Origin of the sequence: Treponema phagedenis, assembly GCF_008153345.1 — a bacterium.
Taxonomy (GTDB): Bacteria; Spirochaetota; Spirochaetia; order Treponematales; family Treponemataceae; genus Treponema; species Treponema phagedenis.
In genome coordinates this window covers 3,214,527-3,236,457 of sequence record NZ_CP042818.1, presented here as the reverse complement: position 1 = coordinate 3,236,457, position 21,931 = coordinate 3,214,527, and the positions used below count along the sequence as shown (strand labels likewise).

14 protein-coding genes, 1 tRNA gene and 1 pseudogene are annotated in these 21,931 nt (G+C 41.1%); 9 read left to right on the top strand and 7 right to left on the bottom strand.

The window, feature by feature from the left end; all coding sequences use genetic code 11:
- The first annotated feature begins 697 nt into the window (after positions 1-697).
- Positions 698-1,936 carry a class II aldolase/adducin family protein gene (locus tag FUT79_RS14230; RefSeq protein ID WP_024752710.1) on the top strand — a complete coding sequence of 413 codons (1,239 nt, stop codon included), beginning with the start codon at positions 698-700 and terminating at the stop codon, positions 1,934-1,936.
- Positions 1,937-2,496: 560 nt separating this feature from the next.
- On the opposite strand, the gene FUT79_RS14225 is transcribed toward FUT79_RS14230, so the two are convergent.
- Together FUT79_RS14225 and FUT79_RS14220 are read right to left on the bottom strand one after the other, a co-directional pair.
- On the bottom strand, positions 2,497-4,950 hold the full coding sequence (locus FUT79_RS14225) for a glycogen/starch/alpha-glucan phosphorylase (RefSeq protein WP_044635054.1): 2,454 nt from the start codon (positions 4,948-4,950) through the stop codon (positions 2,497-2,499).
- Between the two features lie 455 nt (positions 4,951-5,405).
- Positions 5,406-6,674, bottom strand: a complete 1,269-nt coding sequence (locus FUT79_RS14220) for a glucose-1-phosphate adenylyltransferase (protein ID WP_148889764.1) — start codon at positions 6,672-6,674, stop codon at positions 5,406-5,408.
- A 463-nt stretch (positions 6,675-7,137) separates the two neighbouring features.
- Between FUT79_RS14220 and FUT79_RS14215 the strand changes: the two genes are divergently transcribed.
- The 3 genes from FUT79_RS14215 to FUT79_RS14205 all read left to right on the top strand — a co-directional run bounded on the left by FUT79_RS14215 (position 7,138) and on the right by FUT79_RS14205 (position 10,924).
- Positions 7,138-7,211 (top strand) — tRNA-Ile (locus FUT79_RS14215).
- A 336-nt stretch (positions 7,212-7,547) separates the two neighbouring features.
- On the top strand, positions 7,548-10,376 hold the full coding sequence (polA, locus tag FUT79_RS14210) for a DNA polymerase I (protein WP_044635056.1): 2,829 nt from the start codon (positions 7,548-7,550) through the stop codon (positions 10,374-10,376).
- A 290-nt stretch (positions 10,377-10,666) separates the two neighbouring features.
- Positions 10,667-10,924, top strand: a complete 258-nt coding sequence (locus FUT79_RS14205; RefSeq protein WP_002694975.1) for a hypothetical protein — start codon at positions 10,667-10,669, stop codon at positions 10,922-10,924.
- A 35-nt stretch (positions 10,925-10,959) separates the two neighbouring features.
- Here FUT79_RS14205 and FUT79_RS14200 read toward each other — a convergent pair whose 3' ends face one another.
- Positions 10,960-12,615 (bottom strand): hypothetical protein, encoded by a 1,656-nt coding sequence (locus FUT79_RS14200; protein WP_024752714.1) that lies wholly within the window; start codon positions 12,613-12,615, stop codon positions 10,960-10,962.
- Positions 12,616-12,784: 169 nt separating this feature from the next.
- Positions 12,785-15,052 carry a glycoside hydrolase family 2 protein gene (locus tag FUT79_RS14195; protein ID WP_148879313.1) on the bottom strand — a complete coding sequence of 756 codons (2,268 nt, stop codon included), beginning with the start codon at positions 15,050-15,052 and terminating at the stop codon, positions 12,785-12,787.
- A 537-nt stretch (positions 15,053-15,589) separates the two neighbouring features.
- On the opposite strand from FUT79_RS14195, the gene FUT79_RS15215 reads away from it, so the two are divergent.
- Positions 15,590-15,760: a hypothetical protein gene (locus tag FUT79_RS15215; RefSeq protein WP_156009277.1), complete on the top strand. Its 171-nt coding sequence runs from the start codon at positions 15,590-15,592 to the stop codon at positions 15,758-15,760.
- Positions 15,761-15,987: 227 nt separating this feature from the next.
- Here the strand turns inward: FUT79_RS15215 and FUT79_RS14190 are convergent, their stop codons facing one another.
- Together FUT79_RS14190 and hcp are read right to left on the bottom strand one after the other, a co-directional pair.
- Positions 15,988-16,545: a hemerythrin domain-containing protein gene (locus FUT79_RS14190; RefSeq protein ID WP_044635058.1), complete on the bottom strand. Its 558-nt coding sequence runs from the start codon at positions 16,543-16,545 to the stop codon at positions 15,988-15,990.
- Positions 16,546-16,601: 56 nt separating this feature from the next.
- Entirely contained in the window at positions 16,602-18,443 is a 1,842-nt protein-coding gene (gene hcp, locus FUT79_RS14185; protein ID WP_148889763.1) for a hydroxylamine reductase, read from the bottom strand.
- A gap of 159 nt (positions 18,444-18,602) precedes the next feature.
- Here hcp and FUT79_RS14180 point away from each other — a divergent pair, with 159 nt between their 5' ends.
- Both FUT79_RS14180 and FUT79_RS15210 read left to right on the top strand, forming a co-directional pair.
- The gene (locus tag FUT79_RS14180) at positions 18,603-19,271 is read left to right on the top strand and encodes a Crp/Fnr family transcriptional regulator (RefSeq protein WP_044635060.1); all 669 of its coding nucleotides are present in this window, start codon (positions 18,603-18,605) and stop codon (positions 19,269-19,271) included.
- 332 nt (positions 19,272-19,603) lie between these two features.
- Positions 19,604-19,774, top strand: a complete 171-nt coding sequence (locus FUT79_RS15210; RefSeq protein WP_156009279.1) for a hypothetical protein — start codon at positions 19,604-19,606, stop codon at positions 19,772-19,774.
- Between the two features lie 320 nt (positions 19,775-20,094).
- Here the strand turns inward: FUT79_RS15210 and FUT79_RS14175 are convergent, their stop codons facing one another.
- The gene (locus tag FUT79_RS14175; protein ID WP_024752720.1) at positions 20,095-20,466 is read right to left on the bottom strand and encodes a GIY-YIG nuclease family protein; all 372 of its coding nucleotides are present in this window, start codon (positions 20,464-20,466) and stop codon (positions 20,095-20,097) included.
- 232 nt (positions 20,467-20,698) lie between these two features.
- On the opposite strand from FUT79_RS14175, the gene FUT79_RS14170 reads away from it, so the two are divergent.
- Together FUT79_RS14170 and FUT79_RS14165 are read left to right on the top strand one after the other, a co-directional pair.
- Positions 20,699-20,980 (top strand): transposase, encoded by a 282-nt coding sequence (locus FUT79_RS14170; RefSeq protein WP_044634501.1) that lies wholly within the window; start codon positions 20,699-20,701, stop codon positions 20,978-20,980.
- A pseudogene (locus tag FUT79_RS14165) lies at positions 20,959-21,894 on the top strand (IS3 family transposase); the annotation flags it as partial. The gene FUT79_RS14170 and the pseudogene FUT79_RS14165, both read left to right, overlap by 22 nt.
- Positions 21,895-21,931 lie beyond the last annotated feature (37 nt).

The window sequence follows — 21,931 nt, the reverse complement described above, 5'->3', positions numbered from 1 at the left end:
TTTCAAATTTTATTGTTGTTTCGAAACTACAATTAGATGATATCATTGCTTTTCCAGTTTTTCAACTGTTATTTCAACAATTTAACTGTTGTTTTAAAAATATAATTAAGCATTATGAATTTCAATTTTTTTTATGAACTGCTTTTCCCAATAGCAATAAGGCTCAACTTGCCGTAATATATGGAGAGCACACAGAATTAGGGATTGCCGCCGTTTAACCCCGCTTTTTACTTACTACTATAACGTTTTTTTGATAACCCGATTTATTTTTCTTAATGCATTTTATACAAATCAAGATAATTTTATAAAAAAGAGTTCGACACGGCGCAACGGTGAGCAAACTTACCACAGGAATGCTTAAACACGGTTTTAACGTCCGTGGCAAAAACCAAACCCGCGAGTTTAAAAGCTTCAATTTTACAAAACAATGTTGATGCTTTTAAACATCGTTTGGAATTGAGCAAGGGCGAGCAGTTTACCATAGGAATACTTAAATCCGCAAGTCATTATTGTTGATACTCCAGATACGCTGGACAATTTCTAAAAACTCGAGTAAGTTTTAGAAAAGTACTCAGGTGAGCAATTCTGAAAGTTTTTCTATTGCAAATAACTTACGGAATTACGTCCCAAAGTACATTAAAGAAGAGCTGCCACGCAGCTGCATTTTAGGAGCTTCGCCGTTTCGGAGGAATTTAAATTGAAGGAAATAAGCGCAAAAGAAATTAATGAAAGCATTCGGGGTTTGCAGTCGGGAAACATAGCTGTCAATTTACAATCGATTTTTATTAAAACGGCTGAAAATGCTTTTATCACTGTTGCGCCTCATTCCTCTGAACAAGAAGTTACTGCAAGTGATTTACAAAAACTGAATTCAAAACAGCTGCAACGCACAAACAACACAGTGTTCCGAATATTTTCACATCATGCCGACATCAGCGCCGTCATTGCATGTTCTCCGAAATTTTGCGCAGTTGCCGCAAGTTGTTACAAAAGGATTCCGCCCGTTTTAGATGACATGGCGCAAATTGTCGGCGTTTATGCGGAGGTTGTTGAGCTTGAGGATCAGAACCGCATACTCCGTCTCTTTAAAAAAAATCATGCGCTTATAATAAAAAACAACGCGGACGGTATCGGCGCAATTGCCGCCGGACGAGACCTGGCGCAAGCTGCCGCCGCCGCTCTCATACTTGAAAAATCGGCACAGGTTTTTATTGAAGCACAGTATCTCGGCGGCGCAAAAGCCTTACATTGGTTTAATGCAAAACGGATGAATCACGGATACCGCACCAAATATTCAAAAATGAATACGAATGTCCGTCATTTAAGCGAACGCGATTATTCCCGCAAAATTGCCGCCGATGAGCTTGAACTCCGCGCAAAAATTGTGGAAATGGGAAAGCGGCTTGTTCGCGAAAATTTAATGCAGGGAACATGGGGGAATATTTCGGTGCGCCTGAATAATCATCAAATGCTTGTAACGCCTTCGGGAATAGATTATTTCAGTCTTAGCCCTTACGACATTGTTTTGGTAGATTTGGAAAGCTTGGAGCACGAGGGAAGTTTAAAGCCGACATCTGAAAAATTAATTCACGCCGATTTGCTTAAAAAAAACAAGGACATCAACTGCATAATTCACACGCATCCGCTTCATTGCGGGGCATATATTGCGGCACACAAACCGCTTATTGTAACAGCCCCGGAGATTAAAAGCATCTTAAAAGGAAACGTTGCCATCGCCGATTACGCCGCATCCGGAACAAAAAAACTTGCCGAAAATATTTTACGCGCAATAAAAGAAAACAGTGCATGCTTCATGGCAAACCACGGCCTTGTTGTTTGCGGCTCATCCTTGGAAGACGCCCTCAAAAAATGCCGCACAATCGAAGCCTATGCCCGCTCAGAATTGGACAAACTTTTACATACGGGTAACGCATAAAAATCACATCACCTTGCAAAACAACTTTTATAAAAAACTAATCCACGACTTTGAAAAATTCTATTTATAAAAAGGAGTTCGACACAACGGTTTAGTTTTTGCCGTCCGTGTCAAAAACTAAACCACGAGTTTTAAAAGCACTTGGAAAAAGTTTGTGCTTTTAAAACATCGTTTCTGCTTGGAACCACCGCCGTCCGTGGCTAAAACTAACTCACAAGTTTTAAAGCTTTGCAAATTACTTTGCTTTAAAACATCGTTTCTGTTTGGAACAACGGGCGTCCGTGCCTGTTCTGAGTTTTGACATCTGCAGCAAAACCAAACCTACAAGTTTTAAAAACACTTGAAAGCGACTGTGCTCTTAAAACATCGCTGCTGCGCGGAGCCGCTGCCAACCGTGGATGTTTCCCATAATCTAATCAATCGTGGAATTATAAAAATTCTACCCTTTTATATCAGAGTGAAATAATTCAGAAAAAATGCTTTTTAATGTTTATGGAAAAAATAGGGCAACAGGAAAGCTCATCGAGCTCTCCTGTTGTTTTATTATGAAGCGTTTATGTTTAATCGATATGAATTTTTTTCAGCTTCCAAATATCCTGCACGTAATCTTCAATTGTTCTATCCGAGCTGAATTTTCCCGAACGAGCAATGTTGAGCATACACATTCGCGCCCATTTTATCGGATCGCGGTATACTTCTTCAATATCCTTATGCGCTTTGGCGTAAGAGTCAAAATCGGCAAGAACATAGTACACGTCGGGGCGTTGTCCTTCAACTCCGTAGAGCAAAGAATCGTGCAATTCTCTAAAGGTGTTCTCATGCGGGGCGGTGTAAGTTCCGTCGATAAGTTGATTGACAGCCTTTGCCAATGCGGGATTTTTATTGAGGTATTCGTGCGGGCTATAATGGTTTTTCTGATTGATTTCGGCAATTTGTTCTGAAGTTAAACCGAATATAAAAGCATTATGCGCCCCCGCTTCTTCAACAATTTCTATATTAGCGCCATCCATAGTACCGAGCGTAATAGCTCCATTCATCATGAACTTCATGTTTCCGGTACCTGAAGCTTCTTTTCCCGCGGTAGAAATTTGCTCCGAAACATCGGCTGCAGGAAATATTTTTTCCGCAGCGGATACCCGATAGTTTTCTACAAAAACAACCTGCAATCTTCCTTTTACACGGTGGTCATTATTAACTCTGTCGGCAACTGTGTTAATCAGTTTTATAATCATTTTTGCTCGTCGATATCCGGATGCCGCTTTTGCTCCAAAGATAATAGTTTTCGGAAACGGTTCATAATTCGGATTTTCAATGATTTTATTATACTCCGTCATAACATACAAAATATTCAGCAGTTGTCTCTTGTATTCATGCAAACGTTTAATTTGCACATCAAAGATTGAGTCAGGAGAAATAACAATGCTTTGTGTTTTTTTTAAATAATCCGCAAGACGTTTTTTATTACTGTGCTTAATTGCGATAAGCTCTTTTAATGCGTCTTCATTATCAGCAAGCGGCTCCAGCTTTTTAAGCTCTGAAAGATTTAGTATCCAATCTGTTCCGATATGCTTGGTGATAAATTCCGCTAAAGAAGGATTCGCGGATAAAAGCCATCGTCGCTGTGTAACTCCGTTTGTTTTATTATTAAACTTTTCCGGATAAAGATTATACCAATCCGCAAGCTCTTTTGTTTTCAGTATTTCCGTATGCAATGCCGCAACTCCGTTTACCGAAAACGATCCGACAATAGCAAGCCATGCCATGCGAATTTTACCTCCGCCAATAATCGACATTTCATTTTGTTTTTGCCAATTACCCTGATATTTTTCCCGCAGCAAAGTTAAAAAGCGTCGATTTATTTCTTCCACAATCTGATAAACTCGAGGCAATAAAGTTTGAAATATTTCTATCGGCCATTTTTCCAAGGCTTCCGAAAGAATTGTGTGATTGGTATATGCAAAAGTTTTTGTTACAATTTCCCACGCGACATCCCAGTCAAGATAATATTCATCTATTAAAAGCCGCATCAGTTCGGGAATTGCTACAACAGGATGAGTGTCGTTTAATTGAATAACGGTATACTCAGGGAATTTACTAAAATCATTTCCGTGCTTATGCACAAAACTTCGCAATATATCCTGTAAACTCGCGGAAGAAAAAAAGTATTGCTGCTTCAAGCGAAGTGTTTTTCCTGAAGGGCCTGAATCATTCGGGTACAAAACACGAGAGATATCTTCAGCTGCGTTTTCTTTTGCCACGGCAGCTGCATACTCCATATTATTAAAAAGTTGTAGATCAAAACCGTCTCGTGAAGAAGCCTCCCAAAGTCGGAGTGTGTTTATTGTTTTTGTATTATATCCGACAATAGGCATATCATAGGGCGTTGCAATAATTTCTTCAGCCCCCTCAAGGGAGTAATACAGTCTGCCGTCATCTCCCTGTCGGCACACCGATTGACCGCCGAAATATACTTTAACGGCAAGTTCCGCATGTCGCACTTCCCACGGGTCGCGGAACGCAAGCCATTTGTCGGGATACTCAACCTGCTCGCCGTTTTCAATACGCTGTTCAAACATACCGTATCGATATCGAATACCGTATCCGTGTCCTGGATAGTCAAGGGTCGCAAGCGAGTCCAAAAAACACGCCGCCAATCTCCCTAACCCTCCGTTACCTAATCCCGCATCGGGCTCTTCTTCTTCAATATCAGTGTATTCGCCAAAAGGCAACTCATTTAAAAGGTCAACAACAATTTGTTTTAACCCACTATTTATTAAGTTATTTGAAAGCGCTCTACCCATAAGAAATTCTGCGGAAAAATAATACATTTGCCGTATCTTTTCTTTTGCATGAAGCTTTCTCGTTGCCATCCAATTTGTTTGAAGCTGCTCGGCAATAGTACTTGCAAGAGCATCGTACAGTTCCCGTTGACTTGCCTGAGAAATGTCCTTACTGAAATTTCTCTTAAGCTTTCTGATAACGGAATTCTGCAACTCTTCTTTTGTCAAATTCATACCGTGTACTCCTTAGTATGTTATATTGTACGTATTATAATCTTATTAATTTTACTGTGTCTATAGCAATAAAGGCATTCTTCTTATACGTTTTTAAAAGATTTTATAAAAAAGAGACCGACACGGCGCAACGGTGAGCAAACTTACCACAGGAATGCTTAAACTCGGTTTTAACGTCCGTGGCAAAAACTAAACCACGAGCGTCCGTGCCCGTTCTGATTTTTGCCGTCCGTGGCAAAACCAAACCTGCGAGTTTTAAAATCATGCAGCGAGAAAGCGCTTGCTTTACTGCAAGCACGCCTGCTCTTATTTGATGGATTATTTAAAAAAAAATTGAACAGAAAATTAAAAATCAGGATACGCACGGCAAGTAAATCAAAAAACAACCCTTGCAAAGAACCTTCGCAAGGGTTGATATAAAAAGGAGTCCTTTTTGTTCCGTGTAAGCCCTTTGTTTAAATTATTGTACCATCCGGAATAATCGCATTTTTTGTAATAACATAAATTCTATCAACAATGTGGTAATAATCGTAATCTCCGTCAGGCGGCACTTCTCCCATTCCGATAGAAACATTATTTCCGATGCAGGCATTTTTATCAATAATAGCTTTTTTGATACGGCAATTAGAACCTATTCCGATGCAGGGAGTTCCCTTCTTTCGTTTTTCTTCCTTTTCCGCTTCAGTTTCGTAGTAATCCGCTCCCATGCAAACAACGCCTTCAAGAATGGAGTCGGACCCAATAATAGAACGAATTCCTATTACCGAATGCTTAATTGTTGCGCTGGTAATAACACAACCCTCGCTACATGTTGCGTTATCAAGCGTTGCTGCATTTATTTTTGAAGGCGGAAGATTTCTATTGTGAGTGTAAATAGGCATCACTGCATCATAAAAATCAAACTGAGGCTTAATTTCAGTTAAGTCCAACGTAGCTTCATAAAAACTGCGAATTGTTCCGATGTCTTCCCAATATCCGGTATGCACATATGCGGAAACCTTATATTTTTGAATTGCCATTGGAATAATTTCTTTTCCAAAATCCGTCATATTATTTGCAAGGCTTCCTTCCATTGCTTCCGTATTAAAAATATAAATTCCCATTGAGGCAAGATATTCTTTTTCGCCGAAAGAACCGAGTTTTGAGTTTTCGGGGATTTTCCATTCATCAATATTTTTTGTCGCCCCCGGTTTTTCCATAAAAGAGGTAATGCGAGAGTTTTTATCGATTTGCATAATACCGAATCCTGAAGCATCCGATCTGTTTACCGGTGTACAAGCAATCGCAATGTCCGACCCGCTTTCTTCATGCTTTTGCAAAAAATCTTTAAGATTCATTCTATATAATTGGTCGCCTGAAAGAATTAAATAATGACTCGGTTTTTGGGTTTTAAAGTGAGTAAAATTTTTACGAACCGCATCTGCCGTTCCTTCATACCAACCAGAGTGATCAAAAGTTTGCTCCGCTGCAAGAATCTCAACAAACCCGTTAGAAAAAGAATCAAAAATATACGCTTTTGCAATATGTAAATGCAAAGAAGCGGAATTAAATTGCGTAAGCAAATAAATATTCCTAAATCCCGAGTTAATACAATTTGAAATAGGAATATCGACAATTCGATGCTTTCCGCCAAACGGGACTGCAGGCTTTGAGCGCTCCTTAGTGAGAGGATATAAGCGCGTTCCCTTCCCGCCGCCAAGAATGATTGATAAAACCTTTGACATATACAACCTCCATGCAAGAGTTTTTATTTAAAGCAAAAGAACGAAGTTAGGCTGAGCGTATCCAAAAAAAATTTCAATATTGCTTTATCTTTTGCTTTATGAAACATATTTCATTGTTGCCTGTATCAAAATAGAATCACCTGAATATATTTTCATTGTAATTATAGTATATACTGTCTTTCTTGTTTTTACCACAAAAAAATATAAATATAAAAAAGAAACCGGCAGAACAATATCCTTGCCCGTATTATTTATTACATTCTAAACCATTCTTTCGCTCTCTATTTATAATCATAGAAATCAAGGCGGTATTTAAAACATCCTTTGGAATTAGCACTTATGGAATTGCACTCAAACGCGAGGTTAAGGGGCGGCAGCTCTTTGTTCATGCGTAAGCCCTGACAAAAACCAACCGATATTATTGACTAAAAGTAATTTTTTTATTATACTGCAAACTCTTTATGGGCCTATAGCTCAGTTGGTTAGAGCAGCGGACTCATAATCCGCGGGTCGCCGGTTCAAGTCCAGCTGGGCCCAAAAGGCAAATACTTTTTTCAAAGTATTTGCCTTTTTTTTACTCTTTTCTTTAACTTGGCATAAACGCTGCGATAAAACTCACTTTTCTTCTATAGTACAGCTACCATCAGGCAGGTTTAAGGGCTGCCCAAGCCCTTAATGCGAAGCATCTTGCGTGAGGCGGACGGAGGGCGGCGGACAGGTTTTTCAAAACCTGCCCGCCGGATCCTTTTTGCGCGCCAAAATAGCGCAAAAAGAGCCGCAGCGATAGCGGAGCCCGTAGTACGCCGACCCGCAGCGTAAGCGGAGGGGCACGCCCTCTGTAAAACATTGTTCTTTTGGTGTATAGTTGGCTGTATGAAAGATGATGTTGTATTTATTCTGGATGCTTATGGGTTGATTTATCGCTCGTATTTTGCTTTTGTGGGGAAGCCGCTGACGAATAGCACGGGCAAAAATATTTCCGCGGTGTTCGGTTTTTTTAAAAGTTTGTATACGATTTTGCGAGATTATGAACCGCAGTTTTTTGCGGTTGCAATGGATTCGCGGGTGCCGACTTTTCGGCATGAGATGTATTCCGAGTATAAGGCAACGCGGGATAAAACGCCCGAAGATTTGCATGCGCAGATTCCGATTATCGAAGAAATACTGACTGCGCTCGGGATCACGCTTGTGCGGAAGGACGGTTTTGAAGCCGATGATGTGATTGCGAGTATTGCCAAGTGCGCTTCTGCGGACAATAAAAAGGCGGTTATTATTTCGTCCGATAAAGACCTCATGCAGTTAATTGATGATAAAATAACAATGCTCAAACCGAATAAAGCTGATGCATGGATTGCGTTTAATGCCGATGATGTAAAAGAGCAATGGGGGGTGCCGCCGAATCAAATGCTTGATTTTCTTTCACTCATTGGGGATACCGCGGATAATGTGCCGGGGGTAAAAAGTATCGGGCCGAAAACGGCGGCAAAACTTTTAGATGAGTACGGCTCTCTTGACGGGATTTATGCGCACACCAATTCCTTAAAAGGAGCAATGCAGAAAAAAATTATCGAAGGAAAGGAGAATGCGTATTTTTCAAAAAAGTTGATCGCTTTGGAAGACAGTGCGCTTGAAAAATGCGTGTTAAGCGATTTTGCCTGTCCCGTCTTGGACTATGCGGCAGCGGCAAAAATATTTTTGCGTGAAGAGTTGCCCAGTTTGGCGCGGCAGTATGCGCCCAATGCGGATTTTGTAAAAACCGACGAAGCTTTTTTGGTTCGATCGGCGGATCCTAAAAAAGAGAAAAAACAGGGCGCCAATTCTGCCGGAGCAAATCCTATAACCACTTCTCCGTTGCAGGAGATTGCTTCGGCAAGCGGCGGTTTTAAAAAGAATGCGGGAAATTATCGCGGAATAACGGAACCCGAAGAATTGCGGAAGTTGATTGATGCGGCGATTGCGCAGGGGTTTGCCGCTTTTGACTGTGAAACAACCGGCCTTAATCCGCTTGAGGCAGAGCTTGCGGGTTTTTCTCTTGCGCTTAAAGCGGAGGAAGCATTTTATATTCCGGTAAAACTTCTGCCGGCCGAGCTGCAGTCGCAGGCGCCGCAGCCGATGCCGCTTGAAAAAGCCGTTTCGGAACTTGCGCGATTGTGGCAGCAAAAAAATCTTACGATAATTATGCACAACGGAAAATTCGATTATCAGGCAATGAGAACTGCCGGCGTATTTGAAAAAACGCCCTGCGCTATTTTTGATACAATGATTGCGGCGTGGCTTTTAGATCCGGACAGAACCTCATTCAGTTTGGACAGCCTTGCCTCATCGTTATTAAAGCTTCAAACAATTGCATACAAAGACGTTGTGCCGAAAGGAAAGATTTTTTCCGATGTGCCGTATGAACAAGCGGTTGCCTATGCTGCCGAAGATGCGGATATAACGCTACAGTTTTATGAATTTCTGCTTCCAAAATTAAAAGAGTATGGATTATTTGATTTATTCCAAACGCTGGAAATGCCTTTGCTGCCGCTCCTTGCGGAAATGGAAATTGCCGGAATCTTTTTAAAAAAAGAAGAGCTTGCGGAATTTTCCGAAGAGTTGGGGAAGGAAATTATTGTGCATGAGCGGGAGATTTTCGACATAGTCGGGCATGAATTTAATATCGCCTCGCCTAAACAGTTGCAGGAAGTATTGTTCACCGAACTGAAACTACCCACCGGCAAAAAAACAAAAACCGGTTATTCTACCGACACCTCGGTTTTGGAAGTGCTTGCATCCGAGCATGTTATTCCTGCAAAAATACTTGAGTACCGGGCTTTGACCAAGCTAAAGTCAACCTATACCGATGCGCTTCCGGCTCTTGCCGATAAAAACGGCAGAGTGCACACAAGTTTTATCCAAACGGGAACAGCAACGGGGCGGCTTTCGAGCAGGGATCCGAATTTGCAAAACATTCCGATACGGGATGAGGCGGGCAGAAGAATACGAAAAGCTTTTCAGGCGGAAAAAGGCAAAAATCTGATTTCCGCAGATTATGCGCAGATAGAGCTGGTAATTCTTGCCCATCTTTCACAAGATAAAAACCTTGTGCAGGCATTTCAGGAAGGAACCGATGTGCATGCGGCAACAGCGGGGCTCATCTTCGGCGTGCCGATCGGCGAGGTGCTTCCCGACATGCGGCGTATCGCAAAAACAATTAACTTCGGCGTTATGTACGGCATGAGTGCGTTCAGGCTTAGTAATGCGCTGCGTATTCCACGCAGGCAGGCGGCGGATTTTATCGAAACCTATTTTAAAACTTATTCCGGTGTACATATTTTTATGGAAGAGCTTAAAGAAAGCGCCCGCCGCAAAGGATATGTTGAAACCCTGATGGGGCGCAGGCGTTATATTTACGCAATTAACAGTGCGAATAAACTGGAACAGGCAGGCGCCGAGCGGGTTGCAATAAACACACCGATTCAAGGCTCTGCCGCCGACATTGTAAAAACAGCAATGCTGAAAGTGCAAAACGCTTTGCAAGCTCATAAATTGCAGGCAAAGCTCTTATTGCAAGTGCATGATGAACTTATTTGCGAAGCTCCGGAAAAGGAAACCGAAACCGTTAAAACCCTCCTTCGGCAGGAAATGGAATCGGTGGTAAAACTATTGGTGCCATTGCGCGTCAACATTGAATCCGGCAAAACATGGGGTGATTTTCATTAGTATAACGTTTTTTGATATCTCGATTAACTTTTAATTCATCTAATACAAAATTTTATAAAAGAGTTCGACACGGCGCAAGGGCGAACCCTTAGAATTTCTACTGTTGGTTCGCCAACGGTGGGCAATTTACCATAGGAATACTTAAATCCGCAGTCCTTCATTGTTGATGCTCCGATTTTTATACCAGGAAAGTTAAGTACAAAACGCTCCATTAGAATTAAAGCGTACCCTTTCTTTACAGTGAAACAGAAAAACTAATAAATTTTGGTTTTTATGCCGATAATAGAGATATGGGTACGCCAAGCTTATTTCAAATACTAAAAAATGTTCTTTTTTCTCCTGAAGTACTATTTGTTACTGTAATAATTATTCTTTATTTAAATTTAGTTTTTTATGTTGTGTATTATAGAAAAACGCATTCAAAGATAAACAGACGAATTCATAAAATGCGTATGGCAGCTAAAAATACAAAGCAAACTGCACAAGTAGAGGAAAAAGAAGAAACCGAGACGGAGCCGCCCAAGAAAAGAGCGGCTACTGTTCGATAATAACTTAAAAAATTTCTATCGATTAGCATAAACGATTACGGTAAATAATCAGCTTTTTCAGATTCTTTGAAAAATGCTTTGAGGATATTTTTTCCGTCTTCAGCTACAAGCCGCTCTTGTGAATCTATAGAAGAAATAAGCCAACGATCCTTATATAGTTGAAGACATACTGTATCATGCTTGTGATATACCTGCACCGGAAAGCCGAATTCTTCCAGCTTCGGAGAAAAAGGATCTTCCGCTGAAAGTTTGCTTTGAGCATCCGACGGAGTCGGCAGCCAATAAAAAAACAAAACATCAAACACTGTTTGCGAAGGATTCTCCTCTTTTACTGTTATTTTTAAATCAGTAATACCATACACTGAACCAAGTTGCATGATTTTTTTTACAGCGTGGCAAAATTCTTCAAAAGAAGCGCTTGGCTGCTTTTCTTTTATCTTATCGCACAACACCGCAAGCTCTTGCGGTGTAAAATATATTTTTCGCTGTTCATAGCCTTCGCGTGTTTTTTTTATCACATAGAGATTCATCATTAATGATTCGTACTTTCCGCCTCCGTTTCGAGTTGCATATGCGGAAGAAATTTCCTGATTAAGTTCCGCAACAGCTGTGTAAAAACCTTCAACAACTTGCAAGGATGTCAATCCTTTTGTATCCGGGGCAGAGTTTTGTTTGTATATAATACTTGCAAATATAAGCGACAAAGTCAAAAAAGCAAAAAATCCGACAGTCAGTTTTGTTCTGTGCTTTCTTAAAAATCGCTTTTTTTGAATACTCTTTTGCTGTTGTTGCAGAATTCTTTCTCTTTGCAGATAAAAGGCTTCGCGATCCTGCAGCAAGTTTTCCTGATTTTTTTCAAGGCGTTCCGGCAAAGAAAAAAGCCTACCAAAAAAGGCGACAAGATTTTCTTTCTCTTTTTTATTTTTTTTCACTTTTAAAAAAAATGAAAGAAGATCGGAATCATTTTGCGAAATATTTTGTATAAGGGTATTCGGCGGGTCAAAAAAAGAATCAAGCATATTTTCGGAAAGAGTATTTTCATTTTTAATGCCTTTCCCGTATGCGGAATTCCCGCACAGAAGATAGTAAAGCGTGCCGGCAATCAAAAACCCAAAGCTTTCTTTTAGCAATACTTTTTCGGCAAAAGGGTGCACCGCGGATAAGTAGTCAAGCTTTTCAGCCTTCGGCTGTGCCATAAGACAGTTTTTGGTTGTTATCGGCGGCAATAAAATAATTGTTTCTTTAAGAAAAGCAATACTTTGCGTACCTGCCGCCGCAAGCTCTGTCAAAAACAATTCAGAAATTTCCTCTTTTGCAAAAAGAATGCGGGAGAAAATTTCTAAAACATTTTGGACAGCCTGTATATCGCTTTTGGAAATCAGATTATCAGTGTTTTTTTCATATAAATGCTGTAAAATGTTTGCATAAAGCGTTTGGACATTTACCGACTCTTCATATTCAAGCTCCGGAAGAGAAAGCTCGGCCGTTAAAAAAACGCTTTCTTTACCATTTCGGATACCGAGCTCGGTTTTTTCAAATTGAAAAGGAATCACCCGTGCATCGCGCAGAATAAATCCTTTTTCGGAAAAGCAGTCTTTTTGCCTTGATTGCGCAAAAGAGCGGGAGCTCATACCGGTATCCATTGAAATACAAAGCTTTTTATTTTTTATGCTAAATTTTATAACAGACATAAAAACTTCCTTTTTTAGATTTTACTATAAAACAGTTTATTTGCCTTTATGCAATTGAAATGCTTTAAAATTTTGATCCGGCATTAATTAATAAAGACAAAGAAACGGGCATCTTTAAAAACTCGATTAGTTTTTACGAGACACCCGATATTATTTTTCAAACAAATTTTTATGTAACTTGAATGGTTATTTGCTTGGTTTTGAAGCCTTCGCTCGCGACATTTACCGTAACCGTGCCACTTTCGAATTTTGTTTTAATCCAAAATGCTCGAACTCCGCCGATAAGCGCAAATTCTTTTGGTCCAATAATTTCGGCAGGACCCTCAAGTTGAACCTTGATAATCGCATCGCTGAAGCTCAGCTCGTTTCCAAACCGGTCTGTAAGCTTTACGGTTATTCTGGTAGTATCGGGCTCATACGCGGAGAGCTCTGTGTGGTCGCTGTGTACAGCAAGATCAACCGCAGTGGGGTTACAGGCAAATCGCTTTATCGCAACTTCTTTTTCGTTTACGTATCCGATAAAAGCTGCATCAAGCCAGCCGCCGCCCCAAACTCCCTCTATTTGGGAAATAATAATAGGAGGATGCTCCAGTCCGGCAAAGCGTTCTTTTGACGGATAGAATAACCCTAAATCCTGCTCGCCTATTACCACGCGTACGGAATCGCAGTTTGTACAAATCATCAAAGGCGCAATACCGCCTATTGAGCGCTCTCCGATTGTGTAACGGGTAAGCGGTTCAAGTATTGCTTTTTTTGAAGGAGGCATCTGACTTGCGTATACTGCAGCGGCAAACTTCGGAATGCGGAACATATCCATCACACCGTGATAGCAAATTCTATCACCTGAACCGAAATTATAATGCGTGTTATAATCAAAGGCGCACCAACCGATTGCTCCGCAGATATGAGGATTTAATGCGGCGGTGTTTTGTACCATTAAGTGCTTAGTTGCATGCTCAACCAATCGTTCTTCTTGATCAAACCGCTTTGTCGGATACATGTGTCCGGCAAATTCTGTTACCATATACGGCACTAAATCCGCCTGACCGGTAATCTCCCGCTGCGGTCTGAGAGCTCTATCCCGCAAGGTGTCGGGCTGCACTGAACCACATATAAAATCATTCATTGTATAGACATCTTCAAGAAAATCGCTGTTTGCATGGCAACGCACGCCTGCGGTTTGCCGCGTAGGGTCAAGACGGCGGGCAATCTCATTTGTGCGCAAATAAAAATTATGAGAATCCGGCGATTCATTGATGCGTACTCCCCACAATACAATTGATGCATGATTGCGGTCTCGTAAGATCATTTCTTCCACATTTTTGCAAGCGACATCCTGCCAAGCCTCATCGCCGATATGCTGCCAGCCGGGAATTTCTTCAAATACAAGCAACCCGATTTCATCGCAGCGGTTCAAAAAATGCTTTGATTGCGGATAATGAGACGTGCGCACAAGATTTATGCCCAGCTCGTGCTTTAAAATGTCAGCATCATCTTGTTGCGCACGCTTCGGCATTGCATATCCGACATAGGGATATGCCTGGTGTCTATTTAAACCGCGAATTTTAATTTGTTTTCCATTCAGAAAAAAACCTTCGGGCGTAAATTCTGCAGTTCTAAAGCCCACAGTAGCGGAAATAATATCTTCATCACGGCTTGTATCCGAAACAATACAAAGCTCAGCCCTGTACAATTGGGGATTTTCAATGTCCCAAACTTGAATATCTTGTAAATCGGTGAGTACTGCCCGTTGGAAAGAAGTTCCCGCTGCGGCAATACATGAATTGGTTACTGCTGCGATAATCGTATCCTGCATATCTTTCAGTACAAGAGAATACGTAATATCCTTATTCTCCGCTCCTGTATTTTCAAACTCAATATTTGCTAATAGTTTTTTTTCAAGTTTATCACTGTCAAGCGGCTGAAAAAACACATCTTTGATATACACTTCGGGTACAAATCGTAAACAAACCTCCCGATAAATTCCGCCGTAGGTTAAATAATCGATTGCAAATCCAAATGGCGGAATATCGGCGCGTTCGGTGGAATCAACCTCAACAACAAGCAGGTTATCTGCTGCGCCGCTTTTAGAATATAGTACATAATCGGTTATGTCAAAGCTAAACGGTGTATAGCCGCCCTTATGCGTTCCGACTTTTTTTTCATTTATATATACGGTAGCGGCAGCCATAACTCCTTCAAAATCAATAAACACCCGACTTCCGCGCATTGATTCATCAACAGCGAATTCCCTGCGATAACAAGAAATACATTGATAATTTCGCTCATCAAAATAATTATAAGGAATTTCCTGCACCATGTGAGGGATACCGACCGGTGTAAAATCATCGGTTGCGATATCTTTGCGTATATCGGAATTATTAAAATCTTTTTTAAAAAGCCAGTTATTCCATAAAGGAATGATAGTCCTACTCATAAAAATCTCCTTATACTATGTAACTGATAAAAGTATATCATGAAAACAATATCAAAGGTATACCCTAAAAGTATTTTTATTTTGAGTGTGTTCTTTGCGCGATGCGCTGCATTTTTTTAAACGCTGCGGATCGAAACGATTTTCTCTGAATAGCATTATGGCGATATAAACTATATGAAAATAGTGTAACGTTTTTTTAATAAGTCGATTAAATTTTTTTAATACATCTTAGCAAAAACGTAAAAAGTTTTATAAAAAGAGCTCAACACAACGGCATAATTTTGCCGTCCGTGGCAAAATTATGCCTGCGAGTTTTAAAAGCACTGGAAAGCGGTTGTGCTTTTAAAACGTCGCTGCTGCGTGGAACCACGGGCGTCCGTGCCCGTTCTAATTTTGACAACGGTGAGCAATTTACCATAGGAATGCTTGAATCCGCAGTCCCTTATTGTTGATACTCCGATTTGTATAACAGGAAGTTAATTACAAAACGCTACACTATATGAAAATAGTTTTGGAGGTCATAAGAAAATCCGCAATATGGTTATTGCAGAAAACGGCATGCGTATACGGAATTTTACAACGCATGTATGTTGCGGCGAAGAATTTAGCGGTTTGAACTTTAGAGAAAGCCGACGTTCCGTATACTGTACAGAAGAATCACGATGGAAAATCATCGGCATGTTTTGGTATTGCGTTGCGGCGCTGTAAAGATAAAAACAAAACAAAGTTGTAGTTGTTTTGTATTATTGTGGATATACGCAGCATCGGTTAAAAACATCGGGGCAAGGGGGTGCCGGAATAACAAGTTCGCTGCTCGTGTTACGCAAATGCAAGCTTTGAGCGGATGAGCGAAAAGCCTTGCTTGAAATAAACAGCAGCAGCGAACTTTTATGGAGGCAGGGGGATTTTCCCCCTCAAGATTTATCGTTAAATACTTAGCAGTACTTAGCTGTCAAATCTTTTAGCAACTGCAAACTTTTTTCTTGTACATTTCTGTGTGCTGCTTCTTGTTCAAAAACCTGTACTTTTTTGTCGATGTTGTGCAAAACTTCTGGCGGCAATTCGCGCCGTGCAAAGACATAGGCAACTTTATTTTCTTTTTCAATATGGCGAGTAAGCAGGTCTGCCCATCCCGCGCTGTACATAATAATATCAAGTTTGTTTTCCGTGTTTGGATCCGCAGCATAACGGGTTAAAGCCTCTTCCAATCTTGATATAAAAAATCGCCCCATGTCATGCTCGACAAGCATTCCATGTTGAATAAGACCGGTGGCGGGCTGTCCGATATGTTCAATCATATTGTGAAACAAAATCTCTTCTTCTTTTCCGTGATGATGAGTATCCGCATACGTGCGGGCAAAGCTGATCATTGCGGTAAAATCTTCTACCGGCACCGGGGCTCCTTCCAATATTCGGCAGCACGCTTTGCGTATAACCGAAATAAATTTTAAAATATTTTCATGCTCTTTTATCATCAGTTCAATACTATCCATATTATTCCTCTTCAAATTTTTATCGTAAATTCATGCTGCCGTTTACACCGCAGAGCTTAATGCAAGCTTTTGTTTAAAGCTTTTACAACAGATTCGCTTTCCAATCCGTGAACTAAACAGGCGTTTGCCAAAGTTTCGGTTTGTGCGGAAGGGCAGCCAAGGCAATGCATTCCCTGTGCTATTAAGACGGGAACAGCTTCGGGAAATTTTCGAACAATGGAACCGATTAGCATGTCGGCGCTGATTGCAGGCTTTGCCTCATCGTTTCCAAAAAACAATTGCATGTCATCTTCGACGGTGCCGATGCCGGCAATGCCGAAATTTTCTACCAATACTTTTGCAACGTTCGGACTTAAAAATGCCGGAAGTGTCGGGCCGAGATGAATGTTTTTTACGCCCAAATACAAGAGAGCCAGTAAGACGATTACCGCCTTTTGCTCATACCATGCAATGTTGTAGATAATCGGAAGTTTGTTTATATCGTCCAAGCCGAATACTTCTTTAAGCTTGAGCGCAATTATTGCCAAAGAGTATGAATCGTTGCACTGCCCCGCATCTAAAACTCTGGGGATGCCGCCGATGTCGCCTAAATCCAGTTTGTTGTATTTGTATTTTGCGCAGCCTGCTGTCAGTATAACAGTGTCTTTCGGCAGAGCCTTCGCAAATTCGGTGTAATAATTTCTTGCCTTAGCGCGTCCGTCGCAGCCGCCCATAACAATGAATTTTTTTATTGCGCCGGACTTTACCGCATCAACTATTTTGTCTGCCAATGCAAAAACTTGGTGATGCGCAAAGCCGCCGATAATTTCTCCGCTTTCAATTTCTGTCGGAGGAGAGCAGCGCTTTGACTGTTCAATAAGCGGAGAGAAATCTTTTTCTTCGCCGATATCGCCGGCAATATGTTTACACCCCGGATATCCCGCCGCGCCGGTTGTATACAAACGGTCTTTGTAACTTTCTTTCGGCGGGACAATACAGTTTGTGGTCATTAAAATCGGGCCGTTAAAACTTTCAAACTCTTCCTTTTGCTTCCACCATGCGTTTCCGTAATTGCCGACAAAGTGGGAATATTTTTTAAACGCGGGGTAGTAATGTGCGGGCAACATTTCAGAATGCGTATACACATCGACACCCGTTCCTTCAGTTTGTTTTAAAAGCATTTCCATATCACGCAAGTCATGCCCCGAAATAAGAATTCCGGGATTCTTTCCTACGCCGATATTTACTTTTGTCATTTCGGGGTTGCCGTACGTTGATGTGTTTGCTTTGTCGAGTAACGCCATGCCTTCCACACCATACTTGCCCGTCTCTAAAGTGAGGGCGACCAAATCTTCTACCGTTAGACTATCGTCTAAGGTTTTTGTAAGAGCCTGTTGAATAAAGGCATCTACCTCATCGTTGTCGTGCAGCAAGGCGTTTGCGTGTTTTGAGTACGCCGACAAGCCTTTTAGCCCGTAAGTAATAAGCTCGCGCAAACTTCGGATGTCTTCGTTCTTTGTGTGAAGCACGCCGACGTCCACCGCTTTCTTGGCAAAGGCACTTACATCTTCATTCCACAAAGCGGCTTCAGGAAGCGATTCTTTTTTCTCAATTTGAGAAAGCAGCGCCTCTTTTAATTTTAGCGTACTTTGAATCTGCGTGATAATTGCCTCATTGTCAAAGTTGGCGTTGGTTATTGTGATAAAAAGATTTTGCGTTACGGTGTGATTTACATCCGCTGCTACGGTTTTTCTTTCCGCACGCAGCTGCGTTGTTACGACGGAAAGCCCCTTGGTTACATACATAAGCAAATCCTGCATGGCTGCAGTATCCGGCTTTTTACCGCATACTCCCGACAGGGTACAGCCTTTGCCGCCGGCTGTTTCCTGACACTGAAAGCAAAACATTTTGTTTTCCATACTCTACTCTCCTAGAAAAAATTTTTTACGTGAAAATGTGCATGATGGTTTTTTCTGTGTTTTATACAAAAAAATCATCCTTACCCTTGATACTCTGAGATAAATATACTATGATAATTAAAACAATTCTGTTGTTTAAACAACAAGAAAGGGCGAATTATGGATTTTTTTATGTTATCAAATACTATTTTGTTTCGGGGCATAACGCCTGAAGAAATAAAAAACGTGCTGCTTTGTCTTGGCGGAAAGCAAAAGCATTTTACCAAAGAAGAAACTGTGTACCGTGCAGGCGAACAGGTTAGCGCCTTAGGTATTGTTTTATCGGGCAGTGTAATAATAGAAAATAATGATGTTTGGGGAAACAAAACCGTTTTGGATAAGCTCGGAATCGGAAAGGTTTTTGCCGAAACCTACGCATGCAGCGAAAAAGAAACTTTGATGGTAGATGTTGTCGCAACCGAAGATACCGATATTCTTTTTTTACAAACAAAGCCCTTACTCACCCTTTGTCCGCAAACCTGCGCATATCACACAAAAGTTATTCGCAATCTTGTTTCACTTTTAGCACAAAAAAACTTGCATTTATCGCATCGAATGTTTTATGTATCATCAAAATCAATTCGCGGCCGCTTGCTTTCATATTTATCACATCAGGCGGCGCAGAATAGCTCGTGGGAATTTACCATTCCTTTTAACAGACAAGAGCTTGCCGATTACCTGCAAGTAGACCGCAGCGCCCTATCAAATGAAATAAGCAAAATGCAAAAAGAAGGCTTTTTTACAGTAAACAAAAATCAGTTTTCTATCACTCTAAAAGAGTTTTTTTGATGTATTATGCGTTGCATTAAGGGGCTGCTGCCCCTTAGACCTCGGGTTTTAGTTGCTGCTGGCGCAGGGCGTTTTTCGCTTATGCGTTGCATTAAGGGGACTTTGCGTCCCCTTAACCCCTGCACCAGAGAGAGGAGGAGACACTTGTTCAGAGCAAGTTTCTCCTCCTCTTCAACGCTGCTTAGGGCGCTGCCCTAAGAACCCGTGCGGTGAAACCAATAGTTAACAGCGTCCGCTATGGAGTAAGGAGGTTTTCAGTTGTGGGGCTCAGGCAATAGTGGATGTGTATTTAGAAGTTTTCAGTGGCTGCTGGCGCAGGGCGGTTTTGGCTTATGCTTCGCATTAAGGGGCTGCTTTTGGATCTGGGTGGCGGAGGAATACGAGAAGCCATGCTTTTTGCAAGCATGGCTTTTAGCATGAAATGGGCTGAGTTTGCGGGTTTACAGCTTTGCCTTTTCAAAAAGTTCGTCAAAGGTGTAGTTATTCAAATTCCGCAAGAGTGAGGTCGTCAAGATTCCTTTGTATAGGTGTTACGGCTTATATTTTTCAAAATCGTCAAGTGTAATATCGTCGAGCCCTATCTTTCGTTTTTCCTTTTCGGCTTTTTTTACGATGATTTGATCCAGCTTTTTATTATATGTCCCTCTCTTATCGCTCCTTCTACCGTTTAATTTCGGCTGTATGTATTCTGCGAGAAAAAATTGCTCCAAGCGATTTATTTTGCCCTGAATGGCTTGTGACCTTTTATCTTTATAGTCTTTTTGAAACAAACTGAAGCCCGGCATGTAAATAAAACTAATATAGTAGTTATTATGGATATGCATTACATCTTTTTTATTTGATTTTGTACTTCGCTACTGTTATACATATTGCGTATGAGATTGGGCGTAATGTTTATATTCTTGGCTTTAATATAATCCATAAAAAAACTATTCATCCATGCGGCGAACCTTACATCGAAATGTGCGGGGATTCTTTCAATATAACTCCGTGCCGAATTTTTTCCGACGTAGAGTACTTCTTTGTTCTCATTCAAAAAGAGGTATACGCCGTGTGTGGGCGCAAACGAGCCGTCGTCGGTGAATAAAAAATCTCCAAGCTTTATTTCGGAAATCTTATTTGCTTTGGCTTTAATTTCTTTAATAAGGTCCTGACGTGTTAATTTTTTAACGTCTTCATAATTAATAAATTTCATTTTTTCCTCCTATGGAAAATTAATTTAGTTTTTTTGCAAAGCTCCCATTTTCAGGGGGCCTTATTCCAATTATCCCTTCCCGTCCCGAGTTCCGCCACGCCTTAAAAAAGGCGGGGCGGGACGATGGGGGAATGGAAGTAAGTTTAGGCTACGCGCTATTTTGGAAGGATATAATAAACGTACAGTCAAAAAAGCCCCTAAGGTATATAATAGGGAATAGTAGGAGGATACTATGCGACGTTATAGTCAAGAATTTAAACAGCAGGCATTACAACTGTCAGATGAAATCGGCACAAAAGAAGCGGTGAAGAATCTCGGTATTTCATACGGGACGCTGACCGATTGGCGAAAAACGAAAAATCGCTATAAAGCAAGCGACGGAGCTGCAACGGCAAAAGCTATCGTTTTGGATGAGCGAGAGAGACAGCTCCAGCGCGAAATCAAAGAGCTCAAAGAAGCCAACGAAATCTTGCAAGGCGCACTCGCTTTTTTCGTGAAGGGCTGGAAGAAGTGAAAAAAAGCACTATCTTTGCATATATTTTTTACACGTGTGAAAATGCCGACGGCAAAAAAAGCCATCCGGTTTTGTCGATATGCAAAGCGTTAGGCGTCAGCGAAAGAGGCTATTACAAATGGAAACAAAATCGTAATAAACCGAAACGCTGGCAGCTTCTTCTGGCCGAAATACATAAGATTATCGAGGAAGATTATTACAATGATAATTATGGCGTTGTGCGAATGGTGAGCGCTCTTAAACAGCGAGGCAATCCCAAGTCGTATGCGACGGTACGAAATGCCATGAAAAAGGGAAATCTCCTGCATGAAAGCCGCAGAAGTCCTGACGGACTTACCAAAGCGGATAAAAAAGCGCAACGACCTGAAAATTTAGTAAAGCGAAACTTTTATGCATCAGAACCGGATACACTCTACTTCACGGACATAACAGAAGTTCCCTGCGCTGACGGAAAATTATACATCTGTCCGATGTTCGATGCCTGCGGCGGAGAGATTGTCTCGCTTGCGATGGATAGTAATATGAAAAAAGAGTTGTGCATACGAGCACTAACCGAAGCGTTTGAAATGAGGCAGCCTGGAGCCGGAGTCATAGTTCACAGTGATGCCGGAAGCCAATTTACAAGCATAGCGTATAAACAAACGCTTGGAAAATTCAAAGCTATCCAAAGCATGAGTGATGTTGGAAAATGTTATGACAATGCGCGCATGGAAAGTTTTTTTGCAACACTAAAGAAAGAACTTTTATATAGAATAGATACAACAAAGATGATGCGGAAACAAGTGAAAACGCTTGTATGGCAATACACCATGGTCTATTACAACCGGAAAAGAATCAGTACGGTTAATGAGGATGGCTTACCGCCGACATTGTATCGGCTGAAAGTCACAAAGAAAAAGAATGGAGTGGCTTGAACATACATTTAGGGGATAAAAATACTGAACTGATATT